The organism is Streptomyces sp. NPDC107550, from assembly GCF_055639095.1.
Genome location: NZ_JBVKBC010000022.1, coordinates 82,446 through 107,670 on the forward strand (window position 1 = coordinate 82,446; position 25,225 = coordinate 107,670).

Sequence of the window (25,225 nt, forward strand, 5' to 3'; positions counted from 1 at the left end):
CCTGGCGCGGGAAGAGGGCGGCGCCCGAAGCCCGGGTGGGTCTCGACGCGGGGCGGGGGAGGCTGCTTGAATCGGGGCATGCACGCACAGCGGCAGGACCTCACGCGGCGACGTCACGTCGACCTCGCGCGCGTGTCCAGCGCCGTCTGTCCCCGCACCCGCTGAGCCCCCGCGCGCCGCGAGCCCCCGCCGGCCCGTGCGCCCTGTGTGCTCCCGCGCCCGGCACCTGACGCCCGTACGGGCCCGTCCTCGTGCGCCGCAGGCGCGGTCCGACCCTTCCTCAGCCCCAGCGCACCGGCACCCGGCGAACGGCACGTCCCGCCCGCCGCCCGTGCCGGGCGCGAGCCTGCCGCCGCCCGCTCCCAGCGCGCGCGGCGCCCACCGCAAAGGACGCACCCGTGGCCCTCGTTCTCGCCCTCGCCGGCAGCGCCTCCGCCCCTGGCACCTCCCGTACCGCACGCCTCGTCCGTCACGTCGGTGACGGGATCGCCGCCCATGGGCACGACGTGCGCCACGTCGACGTGCGCGACCTGCCCGCCGACGCGCTCCTCGGCGCCGACACCCGCCACCCCGCCGTCGCGGACGCCACCGGGCTCGTCGCCCGCGCGGACGCCCTGATCGTCGCCAGCCCCGTCTACAAGGCCGCGTACTCCGGAGTCCTCAAGACGTTCCTCGATCTGCTGCCGCAGTACGCGCTGCGCGGCAAGAGCGTGCTGCCGCTGGCCACCGGGGGCTCGCCCGCGCATGTCCTTGCCGTCGATTACGCGTTGCGGCCGGTGCTGACCTCGCTCGGGGCGGATGTCGCGCAGGGCTGGTTCGTCCTCGACCGGCACATCGCGGTGGGCGGTGACGGGAGCGTCACGCTCGCCGAGGAGACGGGGCTCGCGCTCGCCCCGGTGATCACCCGCTTCCGCGAGACCCTCCCGCCCACCCCCCGCCTGGCCGCCGCGTAGCGCCGCTGGCACGGCTGGAAGTGTCAGGTCGTCATCGACGGCGCTTACGCATCCACAGCGCCTCGAAGATCACTTACGGGACAGCCCTTGGTGTTGCTCCTCGTCGCCAGAGGTGTTCAAGCGCCAGGGGCAGACCGATCACCACTATGAGCCATATCTGGACATACAACCGGTCTTCCTCGATCGCGAGCGGGTGCGCGGCCATGGTCGCGAAGCCCGTCAGCCCCATGACCACCACACACAGCGCAAGGGGGACCGAGCGTGTCCACAGACCCCACGCGCCGAAGGCGACCAGGGTCAGCAACAGCGGGGCGAGAGCTTCCTGCTGGAGCCACTGCCACCAGTAGTTGATGTTCAAATCGAGCAGCGAACGCCAGGGATCGCTGACCGCGGGGTAGGTCCAGTGCAGGGTGAAGGTGTCCTGCAACGAGTCGGTCAGGCCGGGCAGGCTGAACACTCTGCTGAGGATGAGCGCGACGATGGTGGCTGTCACCGACAGCCCAGCGAGCAGCCAGGTGCCGAGGGTCCGAGCGCACTTGATGAAGATCAAGGCTGTACAGGCGGCGAGGGCGAGGGCCGGTGCGGCGATCAGGAAGCTGGAGTACTTGACACCGAGTCCCAGGGCGAAGGCCGCGGAGAAGAGCAGCGTGCCGTGGATGAGGCGGTTCTGCAACAGCCAGACGCAGGCGAGGAGCATCGCCGTCATCAGAGCCAGCATGGGGCCCTCGGACAAGGGCCTGCCGCCCCACTTGGCCACGGGGGTGACGTAGAAGAGGACTTGGCCGAGGGCGGCGGCCAGAGGTGGGGCGCGCAGGGCGCGCAGCAAGAGGAACACGAAGCAACCGGCCGCGGTGGTGAAGGCAAGGGCTACCAGGGTGAGGCCGGCCTTGGCGCCGAGCAAGGCTACGAAGGGGGCGGCTATCAGCGGGTAGGCGGGACGCGTGTGGAAGATGCGCTCGTACTTCGCGTCCGTGGGGACGAGCCCGTTCGCGTACTTGGTTTCACAGGCGCGCCGGTATTCCGCATGGCGACCGGGGTCGCGGAACTTCATCTGATCCAGCATCCGGTTGCGGTGTACGAGTTTGGCGGTGTCGGCGCAGTAGGCGGCTACCGCCTTCTTCTGAGCCTCTTTGGGCGAGTCTCCGAGGAATTCGTACGCCTCACGCGCGTAGCGATAGGAATCGTTGGAGAACCGGGTCGCCGGATAGCCGAACGTATGCAGCGCGATGAATACAGCGGCTGCCACCAGCGGTAGCGCTCGCAGGAGCCGGTGCCGTGAGACGTGGCGGGCTGTGCGAGACGAGGCGCCCGCTCCGGCCGAGGTGCCGGGTCCGGAGGTCCTTCCGACAGTCAATGGTCGCTCCCGATGAGTTGCCCGCCCTCACAGTTCCCTGCACGTCAGTGAGCGCATGTTCCCGTCTTTACAGTCAAAGCCCTTGGAATCCCTGACTTTTGACCCTTCTGTTCGGCTCTTGGCGCGCGCCCATCGAGCGGGGTGGCGGTGCCCGGGCGCGGCGTCCGGGGCGGGCTCGTCAGCTGATGGCGCGGATGTACTGCCAGCCGCCGGAGCCGATGACGGTGGACGAGCCGTTCGTCGGCCTGCCGTCGGCCTCCTTCTTGCCTGCATAGAAGAGGAGTTCGCCCTTGCCGGTGGTGGCCCACAGGCTGGGATTGCCGGTGCCGGCGGCATCGGCCGCACAGGTGACCAGGGGACGGTTGGAGGTGGTCCAACCGCTGGTGCCGAAGACGCTTCGGGTGCCGAACGTGCCGCTGGTCCGGCCGGGGTAGAAGAACAACTGCCCACTGCTGGTGCGGCGGGCCAAGAGGTCGGGGACGCCGTCCGCGTTGGCGTCGTTGAGCGCGGACACGGTGTAGGCGGACCAGCCCGTGCCGACCCGGATCGGGTTCTTCAGGAAGGGACGCTTGACGGGGTCACCGGCGTAGGCGTAAAGCGTGCCGCCCTGGCGGATGGTGAGGTCGGGGACTCGGTCGCCGTTCATGTCGCCCATCGCCACCACCTGTGCGTCGGCGGGCAGGCCGGTGCGGATCACGATCTTGGGGCCGAGAGTGCCGTCGCCCTTGTTCGGGTACACCCGCAGTTCGGTGCCGACGCGGGCGACGACGTCCTCGTGTCCGTTGCCGGTGAGGTCGCCGCGGTGCGCGATGGACGCGTCGCCCCAGCCTCGGGTACCAATGAGCTTGCGGGTGCCGAGCTTGCCGTTTCCCTGTCCGGGTACAGCCAGAGCTGGCCCTTGTCGTCGATGGCCAGCAAGTCCGGTTTCCCGTCCCCCGTCATGTCTCCCGGCACAGCGGTGCCCTGCAGTACCCAGTCGGCGATGTCGTCGACGCGGCTGCTGGTAGCGCCGGTCCGGGTCTCCGTCTCGTCAGTGCCCAGGCATCCGCCCTGCCAGGACGTGGAGTTGATGGACGTCACTTCGTAGCCGTCGCCGGTAGGCCGGAGCAGGGGGCCGCCCGCGTCTCCCCGGCAGACGGCGGCCTTGTCGGAGCCGTTCAGATGCAGACTCGTGACCGCGACGCCGTCGGTGGTGAAAGTGGCCTGGTGGAGCTGGTCGGGGACCCAGGTGTCGGCGGTACGACCGAACCCGAGCGCGCGCATCTGCTCACCCGTCTTGGGCGCAGCGGTGGACACGCGCAGTGGCGTCACTCCCCTGACGCGATGGTCGAGCTTGACCAGGGCCAGATCCCGGTCTGGGCGTGGTATGAGCCAGGTCGCATTCTGGGTGCTGCCGCCGCTCGCGGTGAGGTCGGTGCGGCCGACGGTGACCGTGGTCTTGTGCTTGGGTGTCCCGGCGGCCGGCTCGCCCTTGCCATCGGAGAAGCAGCTCCTGGCGGTCAGCACCCACTGCGGGGCCACCAGAACCCCGGAACATGCACGGTCCGTGTTCCCGATGTGCAGCTGGGCCATCGCGTTGTACGCGCTGTCGGTGGCCTTGTCGCCGACCATGGCACCGGCCGGGGCGGCGGTGATCAGGCTGGCGGCGAGTGCACCAGCGAGCAGCCCTGCGGCACTGGCCCACCGGGCGCGAACAGAGGGGGAGGGCATGTCGGGTCTTCACTTCCTTGAGCGGAGCGGGGAAGGCGTGAGGATCAGTCGAGGATGTGCTCACGGCGATCCCCCGGGTGAACGAGCCTCATCGGGGCTACTTGGTGTGGCGGATCTCGACGAGGAGGTGCTCCCGGCCCTTGGGGTCGGCGGTTTCGCCGACGGGGGTCCACTCGTCCTTCTTGATGTCGAAGGACTTCTCTTCACCGTCGACTTCCATGTCGACCGCGGTCTTGTACTTGTTGCCCACCACCGCGTACACGGACTCCATTTCCAGAGTCACGAAGCCGGAGTTGCCGGTGAAGCGGAAGCAGTACGGCTCGTCCTTTGCTCGCTTCCACACTTGTAGCAGTCCGTCCTGGCTGCCGCACTCGGCCAGGGCGATGTGCCCGTCGCCTCGCTTGAGGAGGATTCCCTTCTCTTCGAGAATCCTGGCGGCGTTCGGGTAGTTGAAGTCCTCCACCGCTGCGGACTCTGTCGACGGGGTGGGTGTGCTGGTCCGCTTCTCGCGCGGCGATGCGGCTGCGGGGGCGGTCTTACGTGCCGAGGGGGTGGTGGACGGCGTGGCGCGTGGCGACGGAGTGTTGGGTTCCGCCTCGGGCGCGGCGGACGCGGTGGCACCTGGTGTCGGTGCGATCTGCGCCGAGGGATCAGCGTCAGCGGCCGGCACTGCCGAGGCAAGTAGCGCTAGCGCGGCCGACGCTGACGCTAAACCAACTCGAAGTCTGTTCATTTTCGGACCAGCCTCCTCGGGGGCTATCCACGCCGAGCTGTGCGAAGTGGATACCTTCTTATCATTTGCATACGGAGGAGACGAAGTCGACCTGCCTTCAGAGTGGTTGACCCGGAGTTCGGGCCGGGACCTTCGGCCTTTCCGTTCGGGACATTCGTCCCACCCGTTCGGGGCATCCCGCACTTACGTTCCCGGCGTTGGTCTCGTTTGACTGCCCGTAAGTGCAGTCTCAGATCGCCCAGTTGGTTGCCTGACACCGAGAATTACGGGAAGGCGGATGGCTCTTACGTTTCCATTAGACGGTATCCGTGCGAGCCTGCGGTGCCGCCCTGTGGAAGCTGTTAGCGATGTGAGGCATTGGTCGATCGTGAAGGCGACGGTGTCAGTGAGTACGAACCAGTTCAATCGGCGGGCCTTTATCCGGGCGGCATTTGCCAGCACCGCGGCCGTCGCGGTGGGCTCACTGATCACCACGCGCAGCGCCTACGCAGCCGGGAAGGAGGACGACGGGCCGATACTGCCGGACACTCATCGCGGTAGGGCGCTGGAGGCGTATTTGTCGGGTGGTTCGGCGACCAAGGAGGCTGCCGGGCGGGCTCTGCTCGGGTCCGATCAGGACGTCAAGGACTTCCTTGACGAGCGCCTGATGCCGCTGCGGGCCGAAGACGAGCGCATCGCCGTGCTGACCATGTTGCCGATGGCGGGCAAGGGCGTGTACAACGCCGCGCAGAAGGCACTCTCCTCCGACAAGGCCGGCCTGCACGCCTTCGTCACTAAGGGTTTCCAGGCGCCCTTGAATGAGGACCGTTGCGTCGCCGTTCTGACGATCATGCACGCGGGCGGCACCGGAGTGAAGCGCGCCGGGCAGAAGGCGCTGGATGACAGCTCGGCGAAGGCGCTGGAAGACTTCCTGTACAAGGGCCAGTTCGCGGCCCGCACGGAGGACGACCGGGTCGAGATCCTGAAGATGATGTCCACCGCCGGCCCGCGGCTGAAGGAAGCCGCGCAGCGGGCCCTGTCGGGCACGGCTGCTGACCTGTCCTGGTTCCTGGAGACCGGGCAGCACATTGCCCGCGCGCGCGATGAGGAAATGCTCTCCATCGCCCAACTCGCCGACCTGGCCGAGAAGGAGTCCAAGCGGGCCAAGGCCGAGACGGACGCGGCCAAGGAAGCCTCCCAGCAGGCCAAGGACGCGGCTGCCAAGGCCAAGGCGGCAGCCCAGAAGGCCGCACAGGAGACCAAGGCCGCCAAGGGGGATGCGGCCCAGGCCAGTGCCGCCGCCGGCCGTGCCTCCGACGCTGCCAACGGTGCCGCCTCCGCCGCCCGCACCGCGATCCAGGCATCGGGGGCTGCGGTGTCGGCGGCGCGTACGGCAGCGCGCGCCGCGTCGGCGGCCGCGTCCGCTGCCGCTGCCGCGGGCCGGGCTGCGGCAACGGCCAACCGTGCTGCCACGTCGGCCGCGGCGAACGCCGGACAGGCGGCCAACGCCCGTCGTGCCGCCGAAGCCGCACGCGATGCCGCCAAGGGCGCGCGCACCGCGGCAGCCGCCGCCAACCATGCCGCCGACGCGAGCGCCGAAGCCGGCCGGTCCTCCAACGCCGCAGCCGCCGCAGGCCGCGATGCCGCCGCGGCAGCCTCGGCTGCCGCGAACGCCGCCACTCAGGCCGGGGTATCGGCGGCTCAGGCCAAGAAGGCCCGCGAGGCCGCCGCTCGCGCCCAGCGCGCCGCCGACGTCTCCACCAGGGCCGCGGCCCGCGCTAACTCCCTCGCGGGTAAGGCCGCCACTGCGGCCCGCCAGGCGAGGGATGCCGCCAACAGCGCCGCCGCACACGCGGAGAAGGCCGCCGACTACGCCGAGGACGCCGCCGACCACGCCGGGGAAGCGGCCGACTTCGCGGCGTTGGCGACCAAGCACGCCAATGCCGCGATCGAGGCTGCTGACAATGCGACCGACGCGGTCAAGAAGGCTCAGGACATCGAGAAGCTCGCCCGGGAGAGCGAAGCCTCGGAACTGCAAGCCAGTGCCGAACAGGCCAAGCAGGAAGCCGCCATCCTCAAGGACGAGGACACTCAGGCCCGTAAGAAAGCGCAGGAGGCCCAGACCCAGCAGGCCGCCCTCGACGAGGCGACCCGGAAACTATTGGAACAGGCCGACGACGAAACTGACCCTGCGAAGAAGGCGGCACTGGGTCGCCAGGCCGCGCTCAACCTGCTGCGGGGCACAGGGATCTGGACGGGGCAGGCCGCCACCGACGCCCTCGCCGGAGACGATGCGAATGTCCTGCTCTGGCTCAAGACCGAACGCCTCAAGGCCGCCCAGCTCGACGAGCGGGACAAGCTCGTTGCCCTTGCCGACTCCGGCCGCGTCGCCCTCGCCGAGGCCGCCCAGAAAGTCCTGGACACCAACGACCCGAACAAGGTCTCGGCGTTCTTGACCACCGGCGCCTACGAAGCCCAGATCGAAGACTTCCGTATCCACACCCTCAAAATCCTGAACGGTGCAGGAAAGGCCGTCACCGAGGCGGCCAACGCCGCGCTCAACGACGGCAGCGCCAAAGCCCTGTACGACTTCCTGATCACCGGCTACGCCACCGCCCAGGCCGAAGACGATCGTGTCGCCATCCTGGCGGCCCTGGCCAAGAACCCCGGCCCCAACTACCAGGCCACGGCCCAGGCCGCCCTGAACGGGCCGGTGTGGATGACCCACTCCTTCGTCGCACGAGTCGGCTACAAGGCCAACCTCCTGGATGAGGACACCCAAGCCCACGTTCTCGCGGTGCGTGCCCTCATCGCGCAGGCTGCCAAGGCGGCCGAATCCGCGCAGGAGAACGCCGCCCTGGCTGCCAAGGTCGCCGCCGAAGCCCGCGGCGCCGCGGCCGAGGCCGCCAAGTGGGCCCGCCACGCCAGTAAGTCGGCCGAAGCGGCCAAGGAACACGCCAAGAACGCCCTCAAAGACGCCAACAGCGCCCAAGAATCCGCGAACCGGGCCAAGGAATCGGCGAAGAAGGCCAACACCGCCGCCGCCACCGCACGTCGCGCCGGCCGGCAGGCCAACTACTACGCCAACCAAGCAGCCGCCTCCGCCGGCAAGGCCGCCAGCGCCGCATCCAGCGCCGCCCAGGCCGCCGAGCGCGCCCGCCGCGACGCCCTCGCCGCAGGCCGGGATGCAGCCGCAGCCAATGCCGCCGCACGCGAAGCACACGACGCCTACCTGACCAAATACCGCGCAGAACAAGCCGCCGCCGCGGCCAAGGCAGCAGAACAAGCACGCCAGGACGCCGCCGCAGGCCGCAACCCCGCCGACACCCCCGACAACGACAAGGTGAACAAGCCGGGGTCCGGGTCCGGCGGCGACGGCAGCCTCAAGGACTGGATCGACCTCTCCAACCAGATCAGCGGTTGGGCCGGACTCGCCGGAGTCTTCCTGGCCTTCACGCCGATTTCTCCCATCGCGGTTCCTATCGCAACCGCCATATCCTGGGGAGCCGCCGGCGTCGGAGCAGTCCTGACCGTGATGGAGTACGGCTGGAACAGCGATGAGTTCATGAGTGCCCTGGGCGGGCTTGCGCTAGCGGGCATCCTTTCAGGTGTCGGCGGCGCTATCGGACGAGAGATCGACAACGTCAACAAGATTGGCGGCGCGATCGGTGGAGTCACCAAGAATGTCGTACAGGGGGTGCAAGGAGCCGCCTCATCACTCGTATCCCTGTTCTCCTAGCAAGCGCATATAAGGGAATCGATCAGCGTAATGCCGACTCCGCCGCACTTCTCAATCATCGTATGGTGGGCCATCGATGCGATCACGTTGGGGGCATTCCTAGCCTTCTATCTTTCGTTGTCCAGCGAGCGGGGGTACAGGATCACGACGTGCCTGGGGCCAGTGGTCGGCGCCGTCGCTGCTGTCGGCGTCGCCTCGTACTATCACTGGACGCTAGCTGAGACTTTGTCGATATGCGGATCGATCTACGCTGGTCTGTTGTTGGCAGGAATCGGGCGGCGAAAAGAACTCCGAAAGGCCATTTCTGCCCAGTCGAACGGAGAGCGGTACGACTTCAGTATCGGCCATCGGACACAGGTGGTGGCATCCATCTTCTTGTGCGGGGCAATCGGGATCTGGCTCGCCAGGTGAGCAACCAATGACGACGGTGGCCGCGGCGTGTGCCCGGGAAGGTGGAGCAGCATCGCGGTGTCGGACCGGGCGGTGATCCCGGTGTCGCCGCCGGTCAGGCTCTTGTTGCCGCCGGAACGTGAGTCGGAGCCGAGGATGACCATGTTCCGCGCGCCGGCCCTGGCGGGGACGGGCCGGCCGCCGGTCGTTGTCCGGCCGTCGCGGCGCCCTGGTCACGCGTGCCTGTCTTCCTCGTCGGCCAGGTGGGTGAGCACTGATGCGTAGAGGTCGCAGGCCGTCGTGTTGCGCGTCGGCTCCTGGCGGCGGACGTCGATGACATGGCCGGTCTGGGACGACAGCAGCACGTCCAGGGAGGACTGTGCGACGGCCTCGGACGTCAGCAGCGTCTCGGCGGGTTCGTCGCCGAAGGCGCGGGCCCGCATGGGCGTGCGGGTGCGTTCGGGGTTGACGCAGTTGACCCGGATGCCGTCCTCGGCCCATCCCTCGGCCAGTGTCTGGGTGAGGTTGACGATCGCGGCCTTGGCCGAGGAGTAGAGGCTGTACCGGGCGCGGCCCGCGGGTGTGGCTGCTGGAGGTGTACAGGAGCAACTGCCCCTTGGTCTCGGCGAGATAGGGCCGTGCCAGCCGGGCCAGATGCACCGGCGCGAGATAGTTGACGAGCGTCGCCTGTTCGATGCTGGCGGTGTCGGTCTCGGCGAGCTTTCCGATGCTCAGTGTGGCGGCGGTGTTGACGACGTAGTCGATGCGGCCCGCCTGCTCGTACGCGTCCCGCAGCGCCTTGTCGAGGTGTTCGGGCATCTCGACGTGGACGCCGGTGCGGGACCGGCTGTGGGCGAAGACAGTGGCGCCGTACCGCTCGGCGAGGTCGGCGAGGTCGGCGCCGATGCCGTAGCCGGCGCCGAGGACGACCATCACCTTCCCCGCGAGCACAGTGCGGTAGACCGCCTCGTCCCGGGGTGGCGGCGCGGCCTGGGAGGCGAGCTGGAAGAGTTTGTCGACGAGGAAGATGTCCAGTGGGTGGGTCACCTTCATGTTGTGCTCGTCGCCGGGGACGACGTGGATCGGCACGTCCGGGAGGTAGCGCAGCACGACGCTGCAGTCGTCGGTCGCGGTGAACAGCGGGTCTTTCGCGGCGAGCCGGTAGGCGCGGCGGATCGTCGGCAGCCTGAACGCTTGCGGGGTCTGGCCCCGGCGCAGCCGCGAGCGCTCCGGAACGGCCGTGATGAACTCGCCCTCGGCGCCGTGCGTCCGGGTCGCGACGATGGTGTCGGTAGCCGGGACGGCGACGTCCACCGCCTCATAGCTGTCCAGGGCCCGCACGCACTCGGCGATCACGCGCTGGGAGAGCAGCGGACGCACGGCGTCGTGGAACAGCACGCGGATGTCCTCGTCCCCGTCGCCGGCCATCTCGCCGAGCGCCTCCAGGGCGCGTTCGGTGGTCCGGTTGCGGGTGGCGCCGCCCGGCAGGACCCGGCGCACCTTGGCCAGTCCGCTCCTGGCGACCATCGCCCGCACCTCGGGGACGTACGCAGGGGTCATCAGGACCAGGACGTCGTCGATGTCCGGCGCCTTCTCGAAGGCCTCCAGGGTGTGCTCGATGATCGACTTGCCGGCGACCTTGACGAGCTGCTTGGGGATCGCAAGGCCGACGCCGCTACCCGTACCTCCCGCGAGGACGATGGCGACGGTCCGGGTAGTGCCGGAGCTGTTTTCGGTGGGCGCGCAGGACGTCCCGTTCTGGGGCCGCGAGCATGGCGAGGAGGTCCTTGACCCCGCGGGCATCGGGTGTGAGCACATAGGCCGCCCGGGCCGCTCCGAGGAGAGGCCGTCGGACGGACCCGGTCGGCGGAGACCGACCGTCGGGCCCTGAGAGTCCGATGCGGCCGCTGGACCCCTTACGTCGGCTGGCGGCCTTCCTGGCTCCAGGTGAGCGAGGTCACGATCAAGAATGAGTACCGCGTGCGGGGGCTTACGGCGCCATCGCCGGCGGGGTGTCGCTCGCGGAAGTTCCCCGCTGGTTCGATCATTCGACGCCCCAGATCGCCGCTGACCTCTACGGCCACCTCACCCCGGACGCACCTGGCAAACTGAGGTCTGTGATGGACAGGGTGCTGTCTGGCGATAGCGTAGGTGGTGAGGCTGGCGGGGCTGGTGCTGGCCGGGTGCTGGATCCAGGGGCGAACTGAGGAGAACATGCAGGTCGGGGCGGTACTTTGAGAATCCTGCACACGTCGGACTGGCACCTGGGACGCGCGTTCCACCGGGTGAACATGCTCGACGCCCAGGCCGCGTTCATCGCCCACCTCGTCGCCACCGCGCGCGAGCGGGACGTGGACGCGGTGGTCGTCGCCGGTGACGTGTACGACCGTGCCGTGCCACCGCTCGCCGCCGTCGAGCTGTACGACGACGCCCTGCACCGCCTCGCCGACCTCGGCGTGCCCACGGTCATGATCTCCGGCAACCACGACTCCGCCCGCCGCCTCGGCGTGGGCGCCGGACTCATCGGCCGCGCCGGCATCCATCTGCGTACCGAGCCCGCCCGCGTCGGCGAACCCGTCGTCCTCGCCGACGCGCACGGCGACGTCGCCTTCTACGGGCTGCCCTACCTCGAACCCGCGCTGGTCAAGGACGAGTTCCGGGTGCCTAAGGCGGGCCATGAGCAGGTGCTGGCCGCCGCCATGGACCGCGTACGGGCCGACCTCGCCGCCCGCCCCACAGGCACCCGCTCCGTCGTCCTCGCGCACGCCTTCGTCACCGGCGGCGAGCCCAGCGACAGCGAGCGCGACATCACCGTGGGCGGGGTCGCGGCCGTCCCCGCGGGCGTCTTCGACGGCGCCGACTACGTCGCCCTCGGCCACCTCCACGGCTGCCAGACCCTCAGCCCGCGCGTGCGCTACTCCGGCTCCCCGCTCCCGTACTCCTTCTCCGAGGCCGACCACCGCAAGAGCATGTGGCTCATCGACCTCGACGCGGCCGGCGAGGTGAGCGCCGAGCGGCTCGACTGCCCCGTGCCCCGCCCCCTCGCCCGGCTCCGCGGCGACCTCGACGACCTGCTCGCCGACCCCGCCCTCACCGCCCACGAGGAGTCCTGGACCGAGGTCACCCTCACCGACCCCGTACGCCCCGACGACCCCATGGCCCGGATCGCCGCCCGCTTCCCGCACACCCTCAGTCTGCTGTTCGACCCCCGCCGCACCGACGACGACGCCTCCGACGCCAGCTACGCGGAGCGCCTCGCCGGGCGGGACGACCACGAGATCGCGGAGGACTTCGTGACCCATGTCCGGGGCGCGGGACCCGACGAGGACGAGCGGGCGGTGCTGCGCGCCGCGTTCGACGCCGTCCGCGTGGACGACGTGGTGCGCGAGGTCGCCCGGTGAGACTGCACACGCTCCGCGTCACCGCGTTCGGCCCCTTCGGCGGAACCCAGGAAGTCGACTTCGACGCGCTCTCCTCCGCCGGCCTCTTCCTGCTGCACGGCCCGACCGGCGCCGGCAAGACCTCCGTGCTCGACGCCGTCTGCTACGCCCTGTACGGGAGCGTGCCCGGCGCCCGCCAGAGCGCTTCCGGCCAGGGGCAGAACCTGCGCAGCGATCACGCGGACCCCGGCGTGCGCACCGAGGTCGTCCTCGACCTGACCGTCGCGGGCCGCCGCCTGGAACTGACCCGGCAGCCGCCGTTCGCCCGCCCGAAGAAGCGCGGCACCGGCACCACCACCGAGAAGGCGCAGAGCTGGCTGCGCGAGTACGACGCGGCCGACGGGCGGTGGAAGGACCTCAGCCGCTCCCACCAGGAGATCGGCGAGGAGATCACGCAGCTCCTCGGCATGAGCAAGGAACAGTTCTGCCAGGTCGTACTGCTGCCGCAGGGCGACTTCGCGCGGTTCCTGCGCGCCGACGCCGAGGCCCGGGGCAAGCTCCTCGGCCGGCTGTTCGACACGCGGCGGTTCGCGGCCGTCGAGCAGCGGCTCGCGGAGGACCGGCGCGCCGCCGAGAAGCGGGTCGCCGCGGGCGACGCCGAACTCCTCGCGGACGCGCACCGCATGCAGCAGGCGGCCGGCGACCTCGTGGACCTGCCGCCGGTGGACGCGGCGCCTGGCGACCCCGGCCTCGCCGACGCGGTCCTCGCCTGGGCGGCCGTCGCCCGTTCCACGGCCCGCGAGCGCTACACCCAGACGCACGTCGCGCTCGGCGCCGCCGAGCGCGTCCGCACCGCCGCACAGCAGGCGCTCGCCGAGACGCGGGAGACGGAGCGGCTCCAGCGCCGGTACGCCGAGGCCCGGGGGCGCGCGGACGCCCTCGCGGCGCGGCAGGGGGAGTACGAGGAACTGCGCGCCCGCATGGAAAGGGGCCGCAAGGCCGAGACCGTCGCCCCGGCCCTCGCCCTGCGCGACACCGCCGAGGCGGAACACCGGGAGGCCCTGGCACAGGAGCGCCGGGCTCGCGCCGAACTGCGGACGGAGGCGGAGACGGACGGGGTGCTCCCGGGTGCGGGGGCGTTCTTCGGTGCGGAGGCGGACAGCGCGGCGGAGCTTTCGGGGGCGGGGGCGGACGGCGCGGGGGAGCCTTCCGGGCCGGTGGCGGACAGCGCGGGCGTGGGCGGGGGCGACGACGCCGGTACGGGGATCGGGCCCATCGTGGGCTCCGGCTCCGGCTCCGGCGCGGAAGCCGCCCCCGGTAGGGGATCCAGCGCCGGTGACGAAGGCGCCCTCGCGGCAGCTCGTGGTGCCCTCGCGGCAGAACACGGCGCCCTCACGGCGGAAAACGGCCCCGGCTCCTATGCCGACCGCTCGCCGGAGGCGCTGGCGCGGGCCGCCCGGCGTGTCGCCCTCGAACTCGGCGGCCTCGACGCGGCGCGTCGCGCGGAGCGGCGGCTGCGGGAACTGGCCGGGGAGCGCGCGGGACTGGAGCGCGAGGAGCGCGCCGACACCGACCTCCTCGACGAGGCGGCGGGCTGGCTCGACACCTGGGACGAGCGGCGCGCCGGACTCCAGGCCCGGCTCGACGCCGCGCAGGACGCCCTGACCCGCGCCGAACAGCTCGCCGCCCGTCTCGACCCCGCACGGCGCCAGGCCGAGGCCGCCGAACTGCGCGACCGGCTCACCGAGCGGGCCGCGAGCGCCGACGCGCGCGTGCTTCGGGCCCGCGAGGAGTCGGCGGCGGCGCACGAGCACTGGCTCGCCCTGAAGGAGCAGCGGCTGCGCGACGTCGCCGCCGAACTCGCGGAGGGTCTGGTCGACGGCGCCCCCTGCACGGTCTGCGGCGCCACCGAACACCCCGCCCCGATGCGCAAGTCGCAGGGGCACGTCGACCGCGCCGCCGAGGAGAGCGCGCTCGCCGCCTACCGTGCGGCCGACACCCGCCGCTTCGACGCCGAGCAGGCGCTGTCCTCCGTACGCGAGGAGCTGGCTGCGGCGAAGGCGGCGGCCGGAGAGGAATCCGCGCAAGAACTCGCTGACGCGGCACGCGAGTTGGCCGCGGAGCATGCGCAGGCGCGGGCTGCCGCCTCGGGCCTGCACGCTGCCCGCGAGGCCCTGGAGGCGGCGTCCGCCGAGCACGACCGCCGCCTCGCCCTCCGCCAGGAAGCCGCCACGCGGGGCGCGGCCCGGGCCTCCCGGCGTGATGCGCTCGACCGCCAACAGGCCGAGCTGGAACAGGAATTGACGCAGGCACGCGGTTCGGCCGCCAGTGTCGAGGCCCGCGCGGACCAGTTGGAGCGGCTGGCCGCGCTGCTGACGGCCGCCGCCGACGCGGCCCGGGCCGCAGAGGAGACGGCGGGCCGTCTCAAGGCCGCCGACGCGCGACTCGCCGACGCGGCGTTCCGCGCCGGGTTCGACACGCCGCAGGACGCGGCGGCCGCGCTCCTCGACGACGCCGAGCATCGCGCGCTGCAACACCGCCTGGACGCCCGGCAGTCGGAGGAGGCGACAGTCCGCGCGATCCTCGCCGAACAGGAGACCGCCGCCGCGGCGCTCGCCCCCGACGCCGACGTGACCGCCGCGCAGACGGCCGCCGAAGCCGCCGACACGCGCGCCAGGGCCGCTGCCTCCGCCCGGGACGCGGCCGCCCGCCGGTGCGCCGACCTCGACCGGCTCTCCCGGCGCGCCCACACCGAGGCCCGCCGCCTCGGCCCGCTGCGCGTCACGTACAACCGCGTCGCGCGGCTCGCCTCGCTCGCCGCCGGCACCTCCGCCGACAACGAACGCAAGATGCGCCTGGAGTCGTACGTCCTCGCCGCCCGGCTGGAACAGGTGGCCGCCGCCGCGACCGCCCGCCTCAGCCGCATGTCGGCCGGGCGCTACACGCTGGTGCACTCCGACTCCCCTGCGGGGCGCGGCCGTTCGGGGCTCGGACTGCATGTCGTCGACGCGTGGACGGGCCGCGAGCGGGACACGGCGAGCCTGTCCGGCGGCGAGACGTTCTTCGCGTCGCTGGCGCTCGCGCTCGGCCTCGCGGACGTCGTCACCGACGAGGCGGGCGGGGTGCGCCTGGACACCCTCTTCATCGACGAGGGCTTCGGCAGCCTCGACGACCAGACCCTCGACGAGGTCCTCGACGTGCTCGACTCGCTGCGCGAACGCGACCGCAGCGTCGGCATCGTCAGCCACGTCGGCGACCTGCGCCGTCGCGTCCACGCCCAGCTGGAGGTCGTCAAGGGCCGCGACGGCTCCCGCGTACGCCAGCGCGGCACGGGCGAAGGCTGACCCGCGCCCGCACCCTCAAGCGCGGGCACCCGTGCATCCGTGCGCGCGTACGGGCGTCGCTCAGTGGCCGAGGGCGCGGCGCGGCAGCGGCGAGGAGTACACGACGCTCGTCGTCACCGACCCGAGCGCACCGATCCGTCCGGAGACCTCCTCCAGATGGCTCATGGACCGCGCGGCGACCTTGATGACGAAGCAGTCGTCGCCCGTGACGTGGTGCGCCTCCAGGATCTCCGGCGTCGCGGCGACGAGATCGTGGAAGGGCTTGTAGTTTCCGTTCGGGTAGCGCAGCCGGACGAACGCCATGATCGGCATGCCCAGCCGCTCCGGTACGACGACGGCCGTGTACCCGGCGATCACGCCCGCCTCCTCCATCCGGCGCACCCGCTCGGTGACGGCGCTCGCCGACATGGATACGGCGCGCGCCAGCTCTGCGTACCCGGCGCGGCCGTCCCGCTGGAGGACCTCCAGGATGCGCCAGTCGGTGGCGTCGGGCGCGTACGCGGGGCGGGGTGTGGAATCGACGGTCATCACCGAGAGATAGCAGGGCGATCCCCGGCAGGGCAAGGGATGTGCCGGGGATCATGCCTTCCGGCGGGCGTCCCGCGACCGTAGATTTCCGGTCAGGACGACCCCTGGGAGGGACCACCACCATGACCGTCACCGCCTCACCCACCGCGCCCCCGGCAGCCGCCCCGCACGGCACCCCCGTCGAGAACCCGGTGCTGCGGGTGCCGCCCGCGCCGCCCGCCGCCGCCGTCGCCCACTTCTCGGCGAGCCTCGCCTTCCACGCCGACGTGTCCGACGTCGCCGCCGCGCTGTCGGCCGGCGGCGACCCCGGGTTCGTCCTCGTCGACACGCGCTCCACCGCCGCCTGGGACCAGGGGCACGTGCCCGGCGCGCTCCACCTGCCCACGGCGCTCGTCGCGGAGCAGGCGGACGGGCTCCTCGACCGTTCCGTGCCGGTCGTCACCTACTGCTGGGGTCCCGGCTGCAACGGCGCCACCCGCGCGGCCCTCGCCTTCGCCCGACTCGGCTTCCCCGTCAAGGAGATGCTCGGCGGCTTCGAGTACTGGGTCCGCGAGGGCTTCCCGTACGAGACCTGGGAGGGCCCCGCCCGCACGGCCCCCGACCCCCTCACGGCCCCCTTCGACACGACGGCCGACTGCGGCTGCTGAGCTGCGGCTGCTGACCGGGCCGGGGCCGCCCGGCGTCGGCTACAGGTCGAGCTGGCGCTGGTGGGTGGTGTGCGTAGGGGTGTAGCCGAGTGCGTCGTTGATCGTCCGCATGGGCGTGTTGCTCTCGGCGGTGTCGGTCAGGAGGCCGGTGAGGTGCGGGTGGTCCGCGCGGGCCCGGCGGATCGACTCGGCCTTCATCCAGCGGCCGAGCCCGGCGCCCCGGTGTGCGGGGAGGACGCCGGTGCCGTAGTGCTGGCCGTCGCCCAAGCCGTCGCCGGGGACGACGAGTTCGGTGAACCCGGCGATCGAGCCGTCGCCGGTGTCGACGGCGGCGACGGTGTCCAGATGGTCACCGCGCTGTTCGACGGCCCGCGCCGCCGCCCGTACGCGCTCCGCGTCCCAGGACGCGGCGGCGCAGTCGGCGTCGTCCATCGGCATGTCGTCCATGGCCCGGCGCGAGGCGGCGAACGTCTCGGCGAGGTCGTCGGGGACGACGCCCCGCCAGGACACCAGCCGGTAGCCGGGGTGCGGGCGGGCGACGAGCCGGGCGAGGTCGTCGGTGTCCACGTCGGCCAGCGCCAGACGCGTGAAGCGTAGCGTCAGGACCTTGCGGAAGCCGTGCGCTGCCAGGAAGAGGTCGCCGGGCGAGCCGGCTTCCGCCTGGGCGAGCACGCGGCGCCGGGCGCCGTCCCGAGCGGCGTCGACGGCCGCGTCGAGGAGCCGGGAGCCGACGCCCCTGCGGCGCTCCGCGGGATGCACCCGCAGGTCGAGTTCGGCCTGGTGCTCCTGCGCGCCGTCCGGCAGACGCAGGAAGGCCGACCCGAGCGGTACGGATCCGGCGTCCGACGCCAGCCAGACGAGACGGGGGCCGTGCGGCCCGGGAGAGAGGTCGGTCAGAGGGGTGATGCGGAGGGACAAGGTGTCTCCGTCGTGAGGAGGTGGCAGAGGTCTGTACGCGCGCTCAACTCCTGGGCACTCCTGCGCATGTGCTCCACACCCCCTCGTCGACACCACCCGCCCGCACCGATGCCGGGCGGTGGGGCGAACCTAGCCGGTCGCCCGTACCGCGGCAACGGAATTTCCGTAGCGGCGGACCGAGCGCGGACGCGTGGTCAGGTACGAGGACGGCCGCCGCCCCGCGCTCCCTCGCGCGCGTGGGCGGCGGCCGCCGGGATCCGCCGGGTCAGAGGCGGGAGAGTTCCGCCACCAGGTCGTCGAGGCCCAGCGAGCCGAGCGACAGCGCCGCCATGTGCCACGCCTTCGCGTCGAACGCGTCGCCGTGCGCGGCCCGCGCCGCCTCCCGGCCCAGCAGCCACGCCCGTTCGCCCAGCTTGTACCCGATGGCCTGGCCCGGGATCGACAGATAGCGGGTCAGCTCGCTCTCCACGAAGTCCGCGGGGCGGCTGCTGTGCGCGCCGAAGAACTCCTGCGCGAGCGCCGGCGTCCACCGCTCGCCCGGCCGGAACGGCGAGTCCGCCGGGATCTCCAGTTCCAGATGCATGCCGATGTCCACGATGACGCGCAGCGCCCGCATCATCTGCGCGTCGAGATAGCCGAGCCGGGTCTCCGCGTCGGTGAGGAAGCCGAGTTCGTCCATCAGGCGCTCCGCGTACAGCGCCCAGCCCTCCGCGTTCGCGGACACCATGCCGAGCGTCGCCTGGTAGCGGGACAGGTCCTCGGCGACGTGCGCCCACTGCGCGAGCTGGAGGTGATGCCCCGGAACGCCCTCGTGGTACCACGTGGACACCAGGTCGTAGACGGGGAAGCGGGTCTGGCCCATCGTCGGCAGCCACGTACGGCCGGGCCGCGAGAAGTCCTCCGACGGCGGCGTGTAGTACGGGGCCGCCGCGCTGCCCGCGGGCGCGATGCGGGACTCCACGCGGCGTACGCGCTCCGCGAGTTCGAAGTGGGTGCCGTCCAGCGCGGTCACGGCCTCGTCCATGAGGTCCTGGAGCCACTGCCGCACCTCGTCGACGCCCTCGATGTGGCGGCCGTGCTCGTCCAGGTGCGCCAGCGCCACCCAGGGCGTCTTTGCTCCGGGCAGGATCTTCTCCGCCTCGGCGCGCATCTCGCCGAGCAGCCGGTGGAACTCGCTCCAGCCGTACGCGTACGCCTCGTCCAGGTCGAGGTCCGTACCGTTGTAGTACCGCGACCAGCGCGCGTACCGCTCGCGGCCCACGACGTCCGGCGCGCCCTCGATCGCCGGGGCGTACACGTCCCGCAGCCAGTCCCGCAGTTCGGCCGTCGCCGCGTCCGCTGCGCGCGCCGCCTCCGTCAGCTCCGCGCGCAGCGACTCGGGGCCGGCCGCCGCGAACTCCTCGAACCAGCCGCGCTCGCCGCCCGCCCACTCCGTGAGCTGCTCGATCACCGTCGCGGTCGGGCGCGGCGCCGCGTACACCTTGCGCTCAAGGCCCAGCGCCAGCGTCTCGCGGTACCCGGCGAACGCGTCCGGCACCGCCCGCAGCCGCGTGGCGACGGCCGCCCAGTCGGCGTCCGTGTCCGTGGGGGTGACGGTGAAGACCTCGCGGACGTTGTGGACGGGCGAGCCGAGGTTGCTGACCGCGCGCAGCTGCTCCTCCGCGTCGTGCACGGAGAGTTCGGCGGTCAGGCGCTCCCGCAGCAGGCGGGCGCAGCGCCGCTCGACGGCACTGTCCGCGCCGGGCGCGGATTCCGCGGCGTCCAGCCGCGCGAGGGTGTCGCGTGCGAGGTCGGCGAGGGCCTCGGTGCCGGCGGGGGAGAGGTCGGGCAGGCGGCTGTGGGCGTCCCGGACGCCGAGGTAGGTGCCCTCCACGGGGTCCAGCCTGACGTACGCGTCGACGAACGTGTCTGCGATCTGGCGGGGGAGCGGGGTGTGGGTGTTCGGCGTCTCTGACATGCGGCACATCTTCGTACGCGGCGGGGGGCTACGTCACCATCTGGCTTGGGGGGCGCTCATCTGGTCGGGACGGGCGTCCGGGCGTGGCCACCTGCGGGCCGGTGTGTCGTCCCGCGCAGTTCCCCGCGCCCCTGAAGGGGCGCTGCCCCCTGGGGTTGTCGTTCACCTTTCGCCGGGTGGGTGGCTGGTCGCGCAGTTCCCCGCGCCCCTTCGGGGCACGACCGTGCGTTGTCTTCTGCGGGTGGGTGGGGCTTCTCGCGCAGTTCCCCGCGCCCCTTCGGTGCGCACTTCGTGCGCTACCTCTATCTGGGGAGGCAGGGGCGAAGCCCCGCCTCCAGGGGCGCGGGGAACTGCGCGACCAGCCACGACGAAAGCCGAGGAAACCCACCGGCCGGAGCCCCCCACCCCCCAGGGGCGCGGGGAACTGCGCAAGACGGTCACTGCAAGCGGCCCCCGCCTGTGTACTCCCCAGTCGGAAGTGACGTACGTCGAGAGGTGAACCCCGGTTCAGCCGGACCCCGGCGGCAAAAGCGGCCCGCACTCCCACTGCTGGAAGATCAACCGCGTCTCCACCCTGGCCACTTCCCGCCGAGCCGTGAACTCGTCCAGCACAAGCCGCTGAAGATCCCCCATGTCCCGCACGGCGACATGCACGAGGTAGTCGTCGGGCCCCGTCAGATGAAACACCGACCGCGCCTCCGGCAACGCCCGCACCCGCTCCACGAACGGCCCCACCAACTCCCGCCGATGCGGCCGCACCTGCACGGACAGCAACGCCTGAAGCCCCCGCCCGAGCCGCGCCGGATCCACCCGCAAGGCATGCCCGAGGATCACCCCGGCCCGCCGCAGCCGCCCCACCCGGTCCAGGCACGTGGACGGCGCCACCCCCACCTCGGCGGCCAGCTCCCGGTACGTGGTGCGCGCGTCGTTCTGCAGCAGCCGCAGGATCTGCAGATCGACCGGATCCAGTGCGACGGAATCGGTCATCCGGCAAACGTAGCACGGCAGTTGCGGTCACGGCCCCGCCCGTTGTTCAGCATGAAGCGCATGGACACCTACGAGGACGTGACGTACCCGGACGCCCACCGGCCGCCCCGGGCGCTCGCCACCGAAGCCGTGCACGCGGGCCGCGACGATCTCGCCGCCCTCGGTCTGCACGCCCCGCCGATCGACCTGTCCACCACGTACCCCTCGGCCGACAGCCGGGGCGAGGCCGCCCGCATCGACGCGTTCGCCGCCGACGGCGTCCTCGACGACGGGCCGCCCGTCTACGGCCGCCTCGGCAACCCGACCGTCGCCCGCTTCGAGACCGCGCTCGCCCGCCTGGAGGGGACGGACGCGGCCGTCGCGTTCGCCAGTGGCATGGCCGCGCTGACCGCGACGCTCCTGGTGCGGCTCTCGGCGGGCCTGCGCCATGTCGTGGCCGTCCGCCCGCTGTACGGATGCAGCGACCATCTGCTGACGGCGGGCGCGCTCGGCTCGGAGGTCACCTGGGTGGACCCCGCGGGCATCGCCGACGCGATCCGCGCCGACACGGGCCTCGTCATGGTGGAGTCGCCGGCCAACCCGACGCTCGCCGAACTCGACCTGCGCGCCGTCGCCCACGCCTGCGGTTCGGTGCCGCTGCTGGTCGACAACACGTTCGCCACGCCGGTGCTGCAACGGCCCGTGGAGAGCGGCGCCCGGCTCGTCCTGCACAGCGCGACCAAGTACCTCGGCGGCCACGGCGATGTGCTCGGCGGAATCGTGGCGTGCGACGAGGCGTTCGCCCGCGAGCTGCGCAAGGTCCGCTTCGCCACCGGCGGGGTGCTGCACCCGCTCGCCGGTTATCTGCTGCTGCGCGGCCTGTCCACGCTGCCGGTGCGGGTGCGGGCCGCCTCGGCGACGGCCGCCGAACTCGCCCGCAGGCTCGCCGACGACCCGCGCGTGAGCCGCGTCCACTACCCGCGTATCGGTGGTGCGATGGTCGCCTTCGAGGTCGCGGGCGACCCGCACGCCGTGACCGCGGGGGTCCGCCTGATCACCCCGGCGGTCAGCCTCGGCAGCGTCGACTCGCTCATCCAGCACCCGGCGTCCATCAGCCACCGCATCGTCGACGGCGCCGACCGGCGCGCCGCGGGCGTCAGCGACCGGCTGCTGCGTCTGTCGGTGGGCCTGGAGGACGTCGAGGACCTGTGGGCCGACCTGGACACGGCGCTCGCCGCGTCGGCCGCGGCCGGCTCCACGGTCGTGCCGCTCAGTGCCGCTCGGCCTGCTCGTACGGGGGCCGGGACGCGACCGGAGTGACGTCCAGACGGGCCGTGACGACGAGGGTGCCCTCCTCGATCTGGTAGTCGAGGGGCAGCCCGAGGCCCCGCATCGCCGCGACCATGCCCGTGTTGGACGCCTGCGTCACCGCGTACACGCTCTCGCAGCCCGCCTCGACCGCCATCGAGACCAGCCGGCCGAGGAGTTCGGAGCCGACACCGCGGCGCTGCCAGTCGTCCTGCACGAGCAGCGCGATCTCCGTCTCGTCGCCGTCCCACAGCAGATGGCCGAGGGCGACGACCCGGCCGGAGGCCGTCTGCGCGGCGAGCGTACGCCCGAAGCGGGGGCTGAGCAGGTGGTTCAGATAGCGGTCCGCGTCCCCGACCGGGCCGTGGTACCGCATGTTCAGCGTCCGCTGCGAGCACCGCTCGTGCATCTCCTTCGCGGCGGGCAGATCCGACACGTCGGCGCGCCGGACGGTGATCTCGTTGCCCTCGGGCAGCGTCAGTACGTCGGTGCCGCGCGGGACGCGGGGGCCGAGCCGCGTGTCCAGCTCGACGAGGGCGCGGGCCCGCGCGAACTCCGTGGGCGTGAACGGCAGATAGGCCCGCTCCACTGTGATCACGCCGCCCTCCGGCGTGCGCAGCCGCAACTCCGTGCCGTCGAAGCCGCCCTCGACGGGCGCCGCGTCGTCCGTGGCCGTTCCGGCACCGGCGGGCGCCGACCTGATCGTGCACCGGCCCAGCAACTGGCGCAGCGCCAGCGGAAGTTCCGCCGCGTCCAGGGCCGTACGGGTGGCGAGCCCGAGGACGCGGGTGGGCGCGTCGACGAGATCGTGGGCGTCGGCCCGCTCGATCCAGGTGCCGCTGCCGCCCGCGGCGGAGACCGTACGGGTCACGTCCTGCGCGGGCAGTTCCCGGGGCGCCCGCAGCAGGAACTCGTCGACCGCGCCCTCGGCCAGCGGGTGCGTCTGGAGGCTGAGGATGTCCACGCGCAGCCGCGCGAGCGCCGTGCACAGCACCGCCAGCGACCCGGGCTCGTCGCGCACGGTGGTCCGCATCCGCCACAGGTTGCTGTCCGCGGGATCGAGCGGGGCCGTGGCCCCGGCCCGGTCGGAGTCCCGCTGCCCGGCCGCGGTCTCGCCCCGCGCGGGGGCGGGCGGCCGGGCGCCGGTATAGGACGTCGGCGGCGCGTGCTCGTGGCGCCGCGCCCACCACACGTGGAAACCGGCGGTCGCGCCGAGCGCCCCCGCCGAGACCATGAGCAGGGCCGGACCGCCGGGCCCGTGCCCCACCATGTTCGCCACCGCGTCCGCCACCGCCACCGCCGTGAACAGGGCCGCCAGTTCGACCAGGTCCCGGCGCCAGTGGTGGGCCCGGCGGCCGTGCTTCGTCCGCTTCACATCGCACATGTTCTGAGTCATGCATCCACTGTGAAGGAACGGTGTTGCGTGATCGAGAACGCCCTGTGACCGATGGGTAAAGAGCGCTTATGTCGGTTTTGCGAACGCATAACTCGCGCCGGTCGCCCCGAAGGCCCGCTCCCTACTGGCCGACCCGCCCCGGCTGGAGCGTACGCGCGAACAGCACGTCACCGCCCTCCTGCCGCAGCCGCACCGTCAACTCCCCGCTCCCGCCGTCGATCTCGACCTCACCGAAGTACGGGGGAGTCTCCGCCGGGGACGTGTTGGCCCGCGTCGGCGCCTTCACGAACGCCTGCCGGGGGCCGAACGTGCCGTCCAGCTTCACCGCCGGGAACCCGCCCGCCGCCAGCGGCCCCGAGACGAACTCCCAGAACGGCTCGAAGTCCTTGAACGCGGCCCGCTCCGGCTCGTAGTGCTGCGCCGACGTGTAGTGCACGTCCGCCGTCAGCCACAGCGTGCCCGTGATCCGCCGGTGCTTGATGTGCCGCAGCAGCTCCGCGATCTGCAACTCCCGGCCGAGCGGCGCGCCCGGGTCGCCCTGCGCGACCGCCTCGAAGTCCGTCGCGCCGTCGGTCACCACGAGCCCCAGCGGCATGTCGGCGGCGATCACCTTCCACACCGCGCGCGAGCGCGCCAACTCCCGCTTCAGCCAGGCGAGCTGTTCCGCGCCGAGGATCCCGGTCCGGTCGTCGGGCTGCCGGTTCGGCGAGTTCGGATCGCGGTACGTGCGCATGTCCAGGACGAACACGTCGAGCAGCGGCCCGTGCCGCAGCACCCGGTAGACCCGGCCGTCCTTGTCGCCGGGCGCCTGCGTCGACAGCGGGAAGTACTCGCTGAACGCGCGCAGCGAACGCGCCGCGAGGACGTCGGTGTTCTTCTCCGTGTACCGGTCGTCGGCGAGGATCTGGCCCGGGTACCAGTTGTTGTGCACCTCGTGGTCGTCCCACTGGGTGATCGTGGGGACCTGCGCGTTGAATCGACGGACGTTCTCATCAAGCAGGTTGTAGCGGAACGCGCCCCGGAACTCCGCGAGCGTCTCCGCGACCTTCGACTTCTCCTCCGTGGTGACATTGCGCCACACGCGGCCGTCCGGCAGCGTCACCTTGGGCTGGATCGGGCCGTCCGCGTAGATGTTGTCGCCGCTGCACAGGAAGAAGTCCGGGTCCAGGGCGCGCATGTCCTCGTACACGCGGTAGCCGCCGCGGTCCGGGTTGATGCCCCAGCCCTGGCCCGCGATGTCCCCGGACCACAGGAACCGCACGCCCTCGCGCCGGCCCGCCGGTGCGGTACGGAACGTGCCGGTCACCGGGGCGCTCGTGCGGCGCGGGTCGTCGGGGTCGGCGAGCAGGACGCGGTAGTGGATCTGCTCCCCGGCGGGCAGCCCGCGCAGCCGTGTCGTCCCGGTGAAGTCGGTGCCGGGGCCGACGAGGGGGCCGTGCCAGCGGGTGGGCTTGCGGAACGATTCGGTCGCGGCCGTCTCCACGATCATGCGGGCGGGGCGGTCGGAGCGGACCCATACGAGTCCGGAGTGCGCGGTGACGTCTCCGGCCTGTACGCCCCAGCCGGCCCGGGGGCGGCCCGACAGGGCGAACGCGGGGGCGGCCGGCAGTGTGAGTGCCGCTGAGGCGGCGAGGGTGCCACGCAGGAGGGTGCGGCGGGTCGGGGGGAGCGGGGTCATGGGGCCTCCAGTGAGGGGTGGGGTGCGGTGGCGGGCGGGTCCACACCTACTGGGGCGGCGCAACCCCCGCAAGAACCCCAAGTGAACGCTTCCCCCTGCCGGGGCGGTGGGCGGACTTGCCGGTGGTTCGCCGTCTACCGTCCGGTGGCGGGCTGGTCGCGCAGTTCCCCGCGCCCCTGACGGGGCGCTGCCCCTTGGGGTGCGTGGTCATCTTTCGCCCGGTGGGTGGCTGGTCGCGCAGTTCC

General features: G+C 72.1%; 18 protein-coding genes and 1 pseudogene. 7 read left to right on the forward strand and 12 right to left on the reverse strand.

Annotated features, from left to right (window positions below):
* Positions 1-78: 78 nt before the first annotated feature.
* Positions 79-165: a putative leader peptide gene (locus tag ACZ7LY_RS25180; protein WP_471626982.1), complete on the forward strand. Its 87-nt coding sequence runs from the start codon at positions 79-81 to the stop codon at positions 163-165.
* A gap of 233 nt (positions 166-398) precedes the next feature.
* Positions 399-953, forward strand: coding sequence for an NADPH-dependent FMN reductase (gene ssuE / locus ACZ7LY_RS25185; protein WP_471626958.1), 555 nt, complete (start codon positions 399-401; stop codon positions 951-953).
* A gap of 73 nt (positions 954-1,026) precedes the next feature.
* Here ssuE and ACZ7LY_RS25190 read toward each other — a convergent pair whose 3' ends face one another.
* The 4 genes from ACZ7LY_RS25190 to ACZ7LY_RS25205 form a co-directional block, all read right to left on the reverse strand.
* Entirely contained in the window at positions 1,027-2,199 is a 1,173-nt protein-coding gene (locus ACZ7LY_RS25190; protein WP_471626959.1) for a hypothetical protein, read from the reverse strand.
* A 286-nt stretch (positions 2,200-2,485) separates the two neighbouring features.
* Positions 2,486-3,046: an FG-GAP repeat domain-containing protein gene (locus ACZ7LY_RS25195; protein ID WP_471626960.1), complete on the reverse strand. Its 561-nt coding sequence runs from the start codon at positions 3,044-3,046 to the stop codon at positions 2,486-2,488.
* Positions 3,001-4,017, reverse strand: a complete 1,017-nt coding sequence (locus ACZ7LY_RS25200) for a S1 family peptidase (RefSeq protein WP_471626961.1) — start codon at positions 4,015-4,017, stop codon at positions 3,001-3,003. The genes ACZ7LY_RS25195 and ACZ7LY_RS25200 overlap by 46 nt, the downstream gene beginning before the upstream one ends.
* 97 nt (positions 4,018-4,114) lie before the next feature.
* Positions 4,115-4,480: a hypothetical protein gene (locus tag ACZ7LY_RS25205; protein ID WP_471626962.1), complete on the reverse strand. Its 366-nt coding sequence runs from the start codon at positions 4,478-4,480 to the stop codon at positions 4,115-4,117.
* 655 nt (positions 4,481-5,135) lie between these two features.
* On the opposite strand from ACZ7LY_RS25205, the gene ACZ7LY_RS25210 reads away from it, so the two are divergent.
* The gene (locus ACZ7LY_RS25210) at positions 5,136-8,468 is read left to right on the forward strand and encodes an ALF repeat-containing protein (protein WP_471626963.1); all 3,333 of its coding nucleotides are present in this window, start codon (positions 5,136-5,138) and stop codon (positions 8,466-8,468) included.
* Between the two features lie 245 nt (positions 8,469-8,713).
* Here the strand turns inward: ACZ7LY_RS25210 and ACZ7LY_RS25215 are convergent, their stop codons facing one another.
* Both ACZ7LY_RS25215 and ACZ7LY_RS25220 read right to left on the reverse strand, forming a co-directional pair.
* Positions 8,714-9,022: a hypothetical protein gene (locus ACZ7LY_RS25215; protein ID WP_471626964.1), complete on the reverse strand. Its 309-nt coding sequence runs from the start codon at positions 9,020-9,022 to the stop codon at positions 8,714-8,716.
* A 69-nt stretch (positions 9,023-9,091) separates the two neighbouring features.
* Positions 9,092-10,559, reverse strand: a pseudogene (locus tag ACZ7LY_RS25220) (SDR family NAD(P)-dependent oxidoreductase).
* Between the two features lie 533 nt (positions 10,560-11,092).
* Here ACZ7LY_RS25220 and ACZ7LY_RS25225 point away from each other — a divergent pair.
* Positions 11,093-12,259 carry an exonuclease SbcCD subunit D gene (locus ACZ7LY_RS25225; protein ID WP_471626965.1) on the forward strand — a complete coding sequence of 389 codons (1,167 nt, stop codon included), beginning with the start codon at positions 11,093-11,095 and terminating at the stop codon, positions 12,257-12,259.
* Entirely contained in the window at positions 12,256-15,582 is a 3,327-nt protein-coding gene (locus ACZ7LY_RS25230; RefSeq protein WP_471626966.1) for an AAA family ATPase, read from the forward strand. The genes ACZ7LY_RS25225 and ACZ7LY_RS25230 overlap by 4 nt, the downstream gene beginning before the upstream one ends.
* Before the next feature lie 60 nt (positions 15,583-15,642).
* Here ACZ7LY_RS25230 and ACZ7LY_RS25235 read toward each other — a convergent pair whose 3' ends face one another.
* Positions 15,643-16,110 (reverse strand): Lrp/AsnC family transcriptional regulator, encoded by a 468-nt coding sequence (locus ACZ7LY_RS25235; RefSeq protein WP_471626967.1) that lies wholly within the window; start codon positions 16,108-16,110, stop codon positions 15,643-15,645.
* A 122-nt stretch (positions 16,111-16,232) separates the two neighbouring features.
* On the opposite strand from ACZ7LY_RS25235, the gene ACZ7LY_RS25240 reads away from it, so the two are divergent.
* Complete coding sequence (locus ACZ7LY_RS25240; protein WP_471626968.1) at positions 16,233-16,757, forward strand: rhodanese-like domain-containing protein; 525 nt, start codon at positions 16,233-16,235, stop codon at positions 16,755-16,757.
* Positions 16,758-16,796: 39 nt separating this feature from the next.
* Here the strand turns inward: ACZ7LY_RS25240 and ACZ7LY_RS25245 are convergent, their stop codons facing one another.
* The 3 genes from ACZ7LY_RS25245 to ACZ7LY_RS25255 form a co-directional block, all read right to left on the reverse strand.
* Positions 16,797-17,675 (reverse strand): GNAT family N-acetyltransferase, encoded by an 879-nt coding sequence (locus ACZ7LY_RS25245; RefSeq protein ID WP_471626969.1) that lies wholly within the window; start codon positions 17,673-17,675, stop codon positions 16,797-16,799.
* A gap of 265 nt (positions 17,676-17,940) precedes the next feature.
* A complete protein-coding gene (locus tag ACZ7LY_RS25250) occupies positions 17,941-19,641 on the reverse strand; it encodes a DUF885 domain-containing protein (protein WP_471626970.1) in 1,701 nt (566 codons plus the stop codon).
* Between the two features lie 498 nt (positions 19,642-20,139).
* Positions 20,140-20,619, reverse strand: a complete 480-nt coding sequence (locus ACZ7LY_RS25255) for an Lrp/AsnC family transcriptional regulator (protein WP_471626971.1) — start codon at positions 20,617-20,619, stop codon at positions 20,140-20,142.
* A gap of 60 nt (positions 20,620-20,679) precedes the next feature.
* On the opposite strand from ACZ7LY_RS25255, the gene ACZ7LY_RS25260 reads away from it, so the two are divergent.
* A complete protein-coding gene (locus tag ACZ7LY_RS25260; protein ID WP_471626972.1) occupies positions 20,680-21,918 on the forward strand; it encodes a trans-sulfuration enzyme family protein in 1,239 nt (412 codons plus the stop codon).
* Here the strand turns inward: ACZ7LY_RS25260 and ACZ7LY_RS25265 are convergent.
* Positions 21,869-23,302, reverse strand: coding sequence for a GNAT family N-acetyltransferase (locus tag ACZ7LY_RS25265; RefSeq protein ID WP_471626973.1), 1,434 nt, complete (start codon positions 23,300-23,302; stop codon positions 21,869-21,871). The genes ACZ7LY_RS25260 and ACZ7LY_RS25265 overlap by 50 nt on opposite strands.
* Before the next feature lie 121 nt (positions 23,303-23,423).
* Positions 23,424-24,980, reverse strand: coding sequence for an alkaline phosphatase D family protein (locus tag ACZ7LY_RS25270; RefSeq protein WP_471626974.1), 1,557 nt, complete (start codon positions 24,978-24,980; stop codon positions 23,424-23,426).
* Positions 24,981-25,225: the final 245 nt, after the last annotated feature.

Excerpts from the sequence above, each read along its gene's own strand:
- ACZ7LY_RS25270 (WP_471626974.1), bottom strand. The coding sequence starts at position 24,980 with ATGACCCCGCTCCCCCCGACCCGCCGCACCCTCCTGCGTGGCACCCTC.
- ACZ7LY_RS25260 (WP_471626972.1), top strand. The coding sequence starts at position 20,680 with ATGGACACCTACGAGGACGTGACGTACCCGGACGCCCACCGGCCGCCC.
- ACZ7LY_RS25265 (WP_471626973.1), bottom strand. The coding sequence starts at position 23,302 with ATGACTCAGAACATGTGCGATGTGAAGCGGACGAAGCACGGCCGCCGG.
- ACZ7LY_RS25240 (WP_471626968.1), top strand. The coding sequence starts at position 16,233 with ATGACCGTCACCGCCTCACCCACCGCGCCCCCGGCAGCCGCCCCGCAC.
- ACZ7LY_RS25250 (WP_471626970.1), bottom strand. The coding sequence starts at position 19,641 with ATGTGCCGCATGTCAGAGACGCCGAACACCCACACCCCGCTCCCCCGC.
- ACZ7LY_RS25200 (WP_471626961.1), bottom strand. The coding sequence starts at position 4,017 with ATGCCCTCCCCCTCTGTTCGCGCCCGGTGGGCCAGTGCCGCAGGGCTG.
- ACZ7LY_RS25215 (WP_471626964.1), bottom strand. The coding sequence starts at position 9,022 with ATGGTCATCCTCGGCTCCGACTCACGTTCCGGCGGCAACAAGAGCCTG.
- ACZ7LY_RS25180 (WP_471626982.1), top strand. The coding sequence starts at position 79 with ATGCACGCACAGCGGCAGGACCTCACGCGGCGACGTCACGTCGACCTC.
- ACZ7LY_RS25235 (WP_471626967.1), bottom strand. The coding sequence starts at position 16,110 with ATGACCGTCGATTCCACACCCCGCCCCGCGTACGCGCCCGACGCCACC.
- ACZ7LY_RS25255 (WP_471626971.1), bottom strand. The coding sequence starts at position 20,619 with ATGACCGATTCCGTCGCACTGGATCCGGTCGATCTGCAGATCCTGCGG.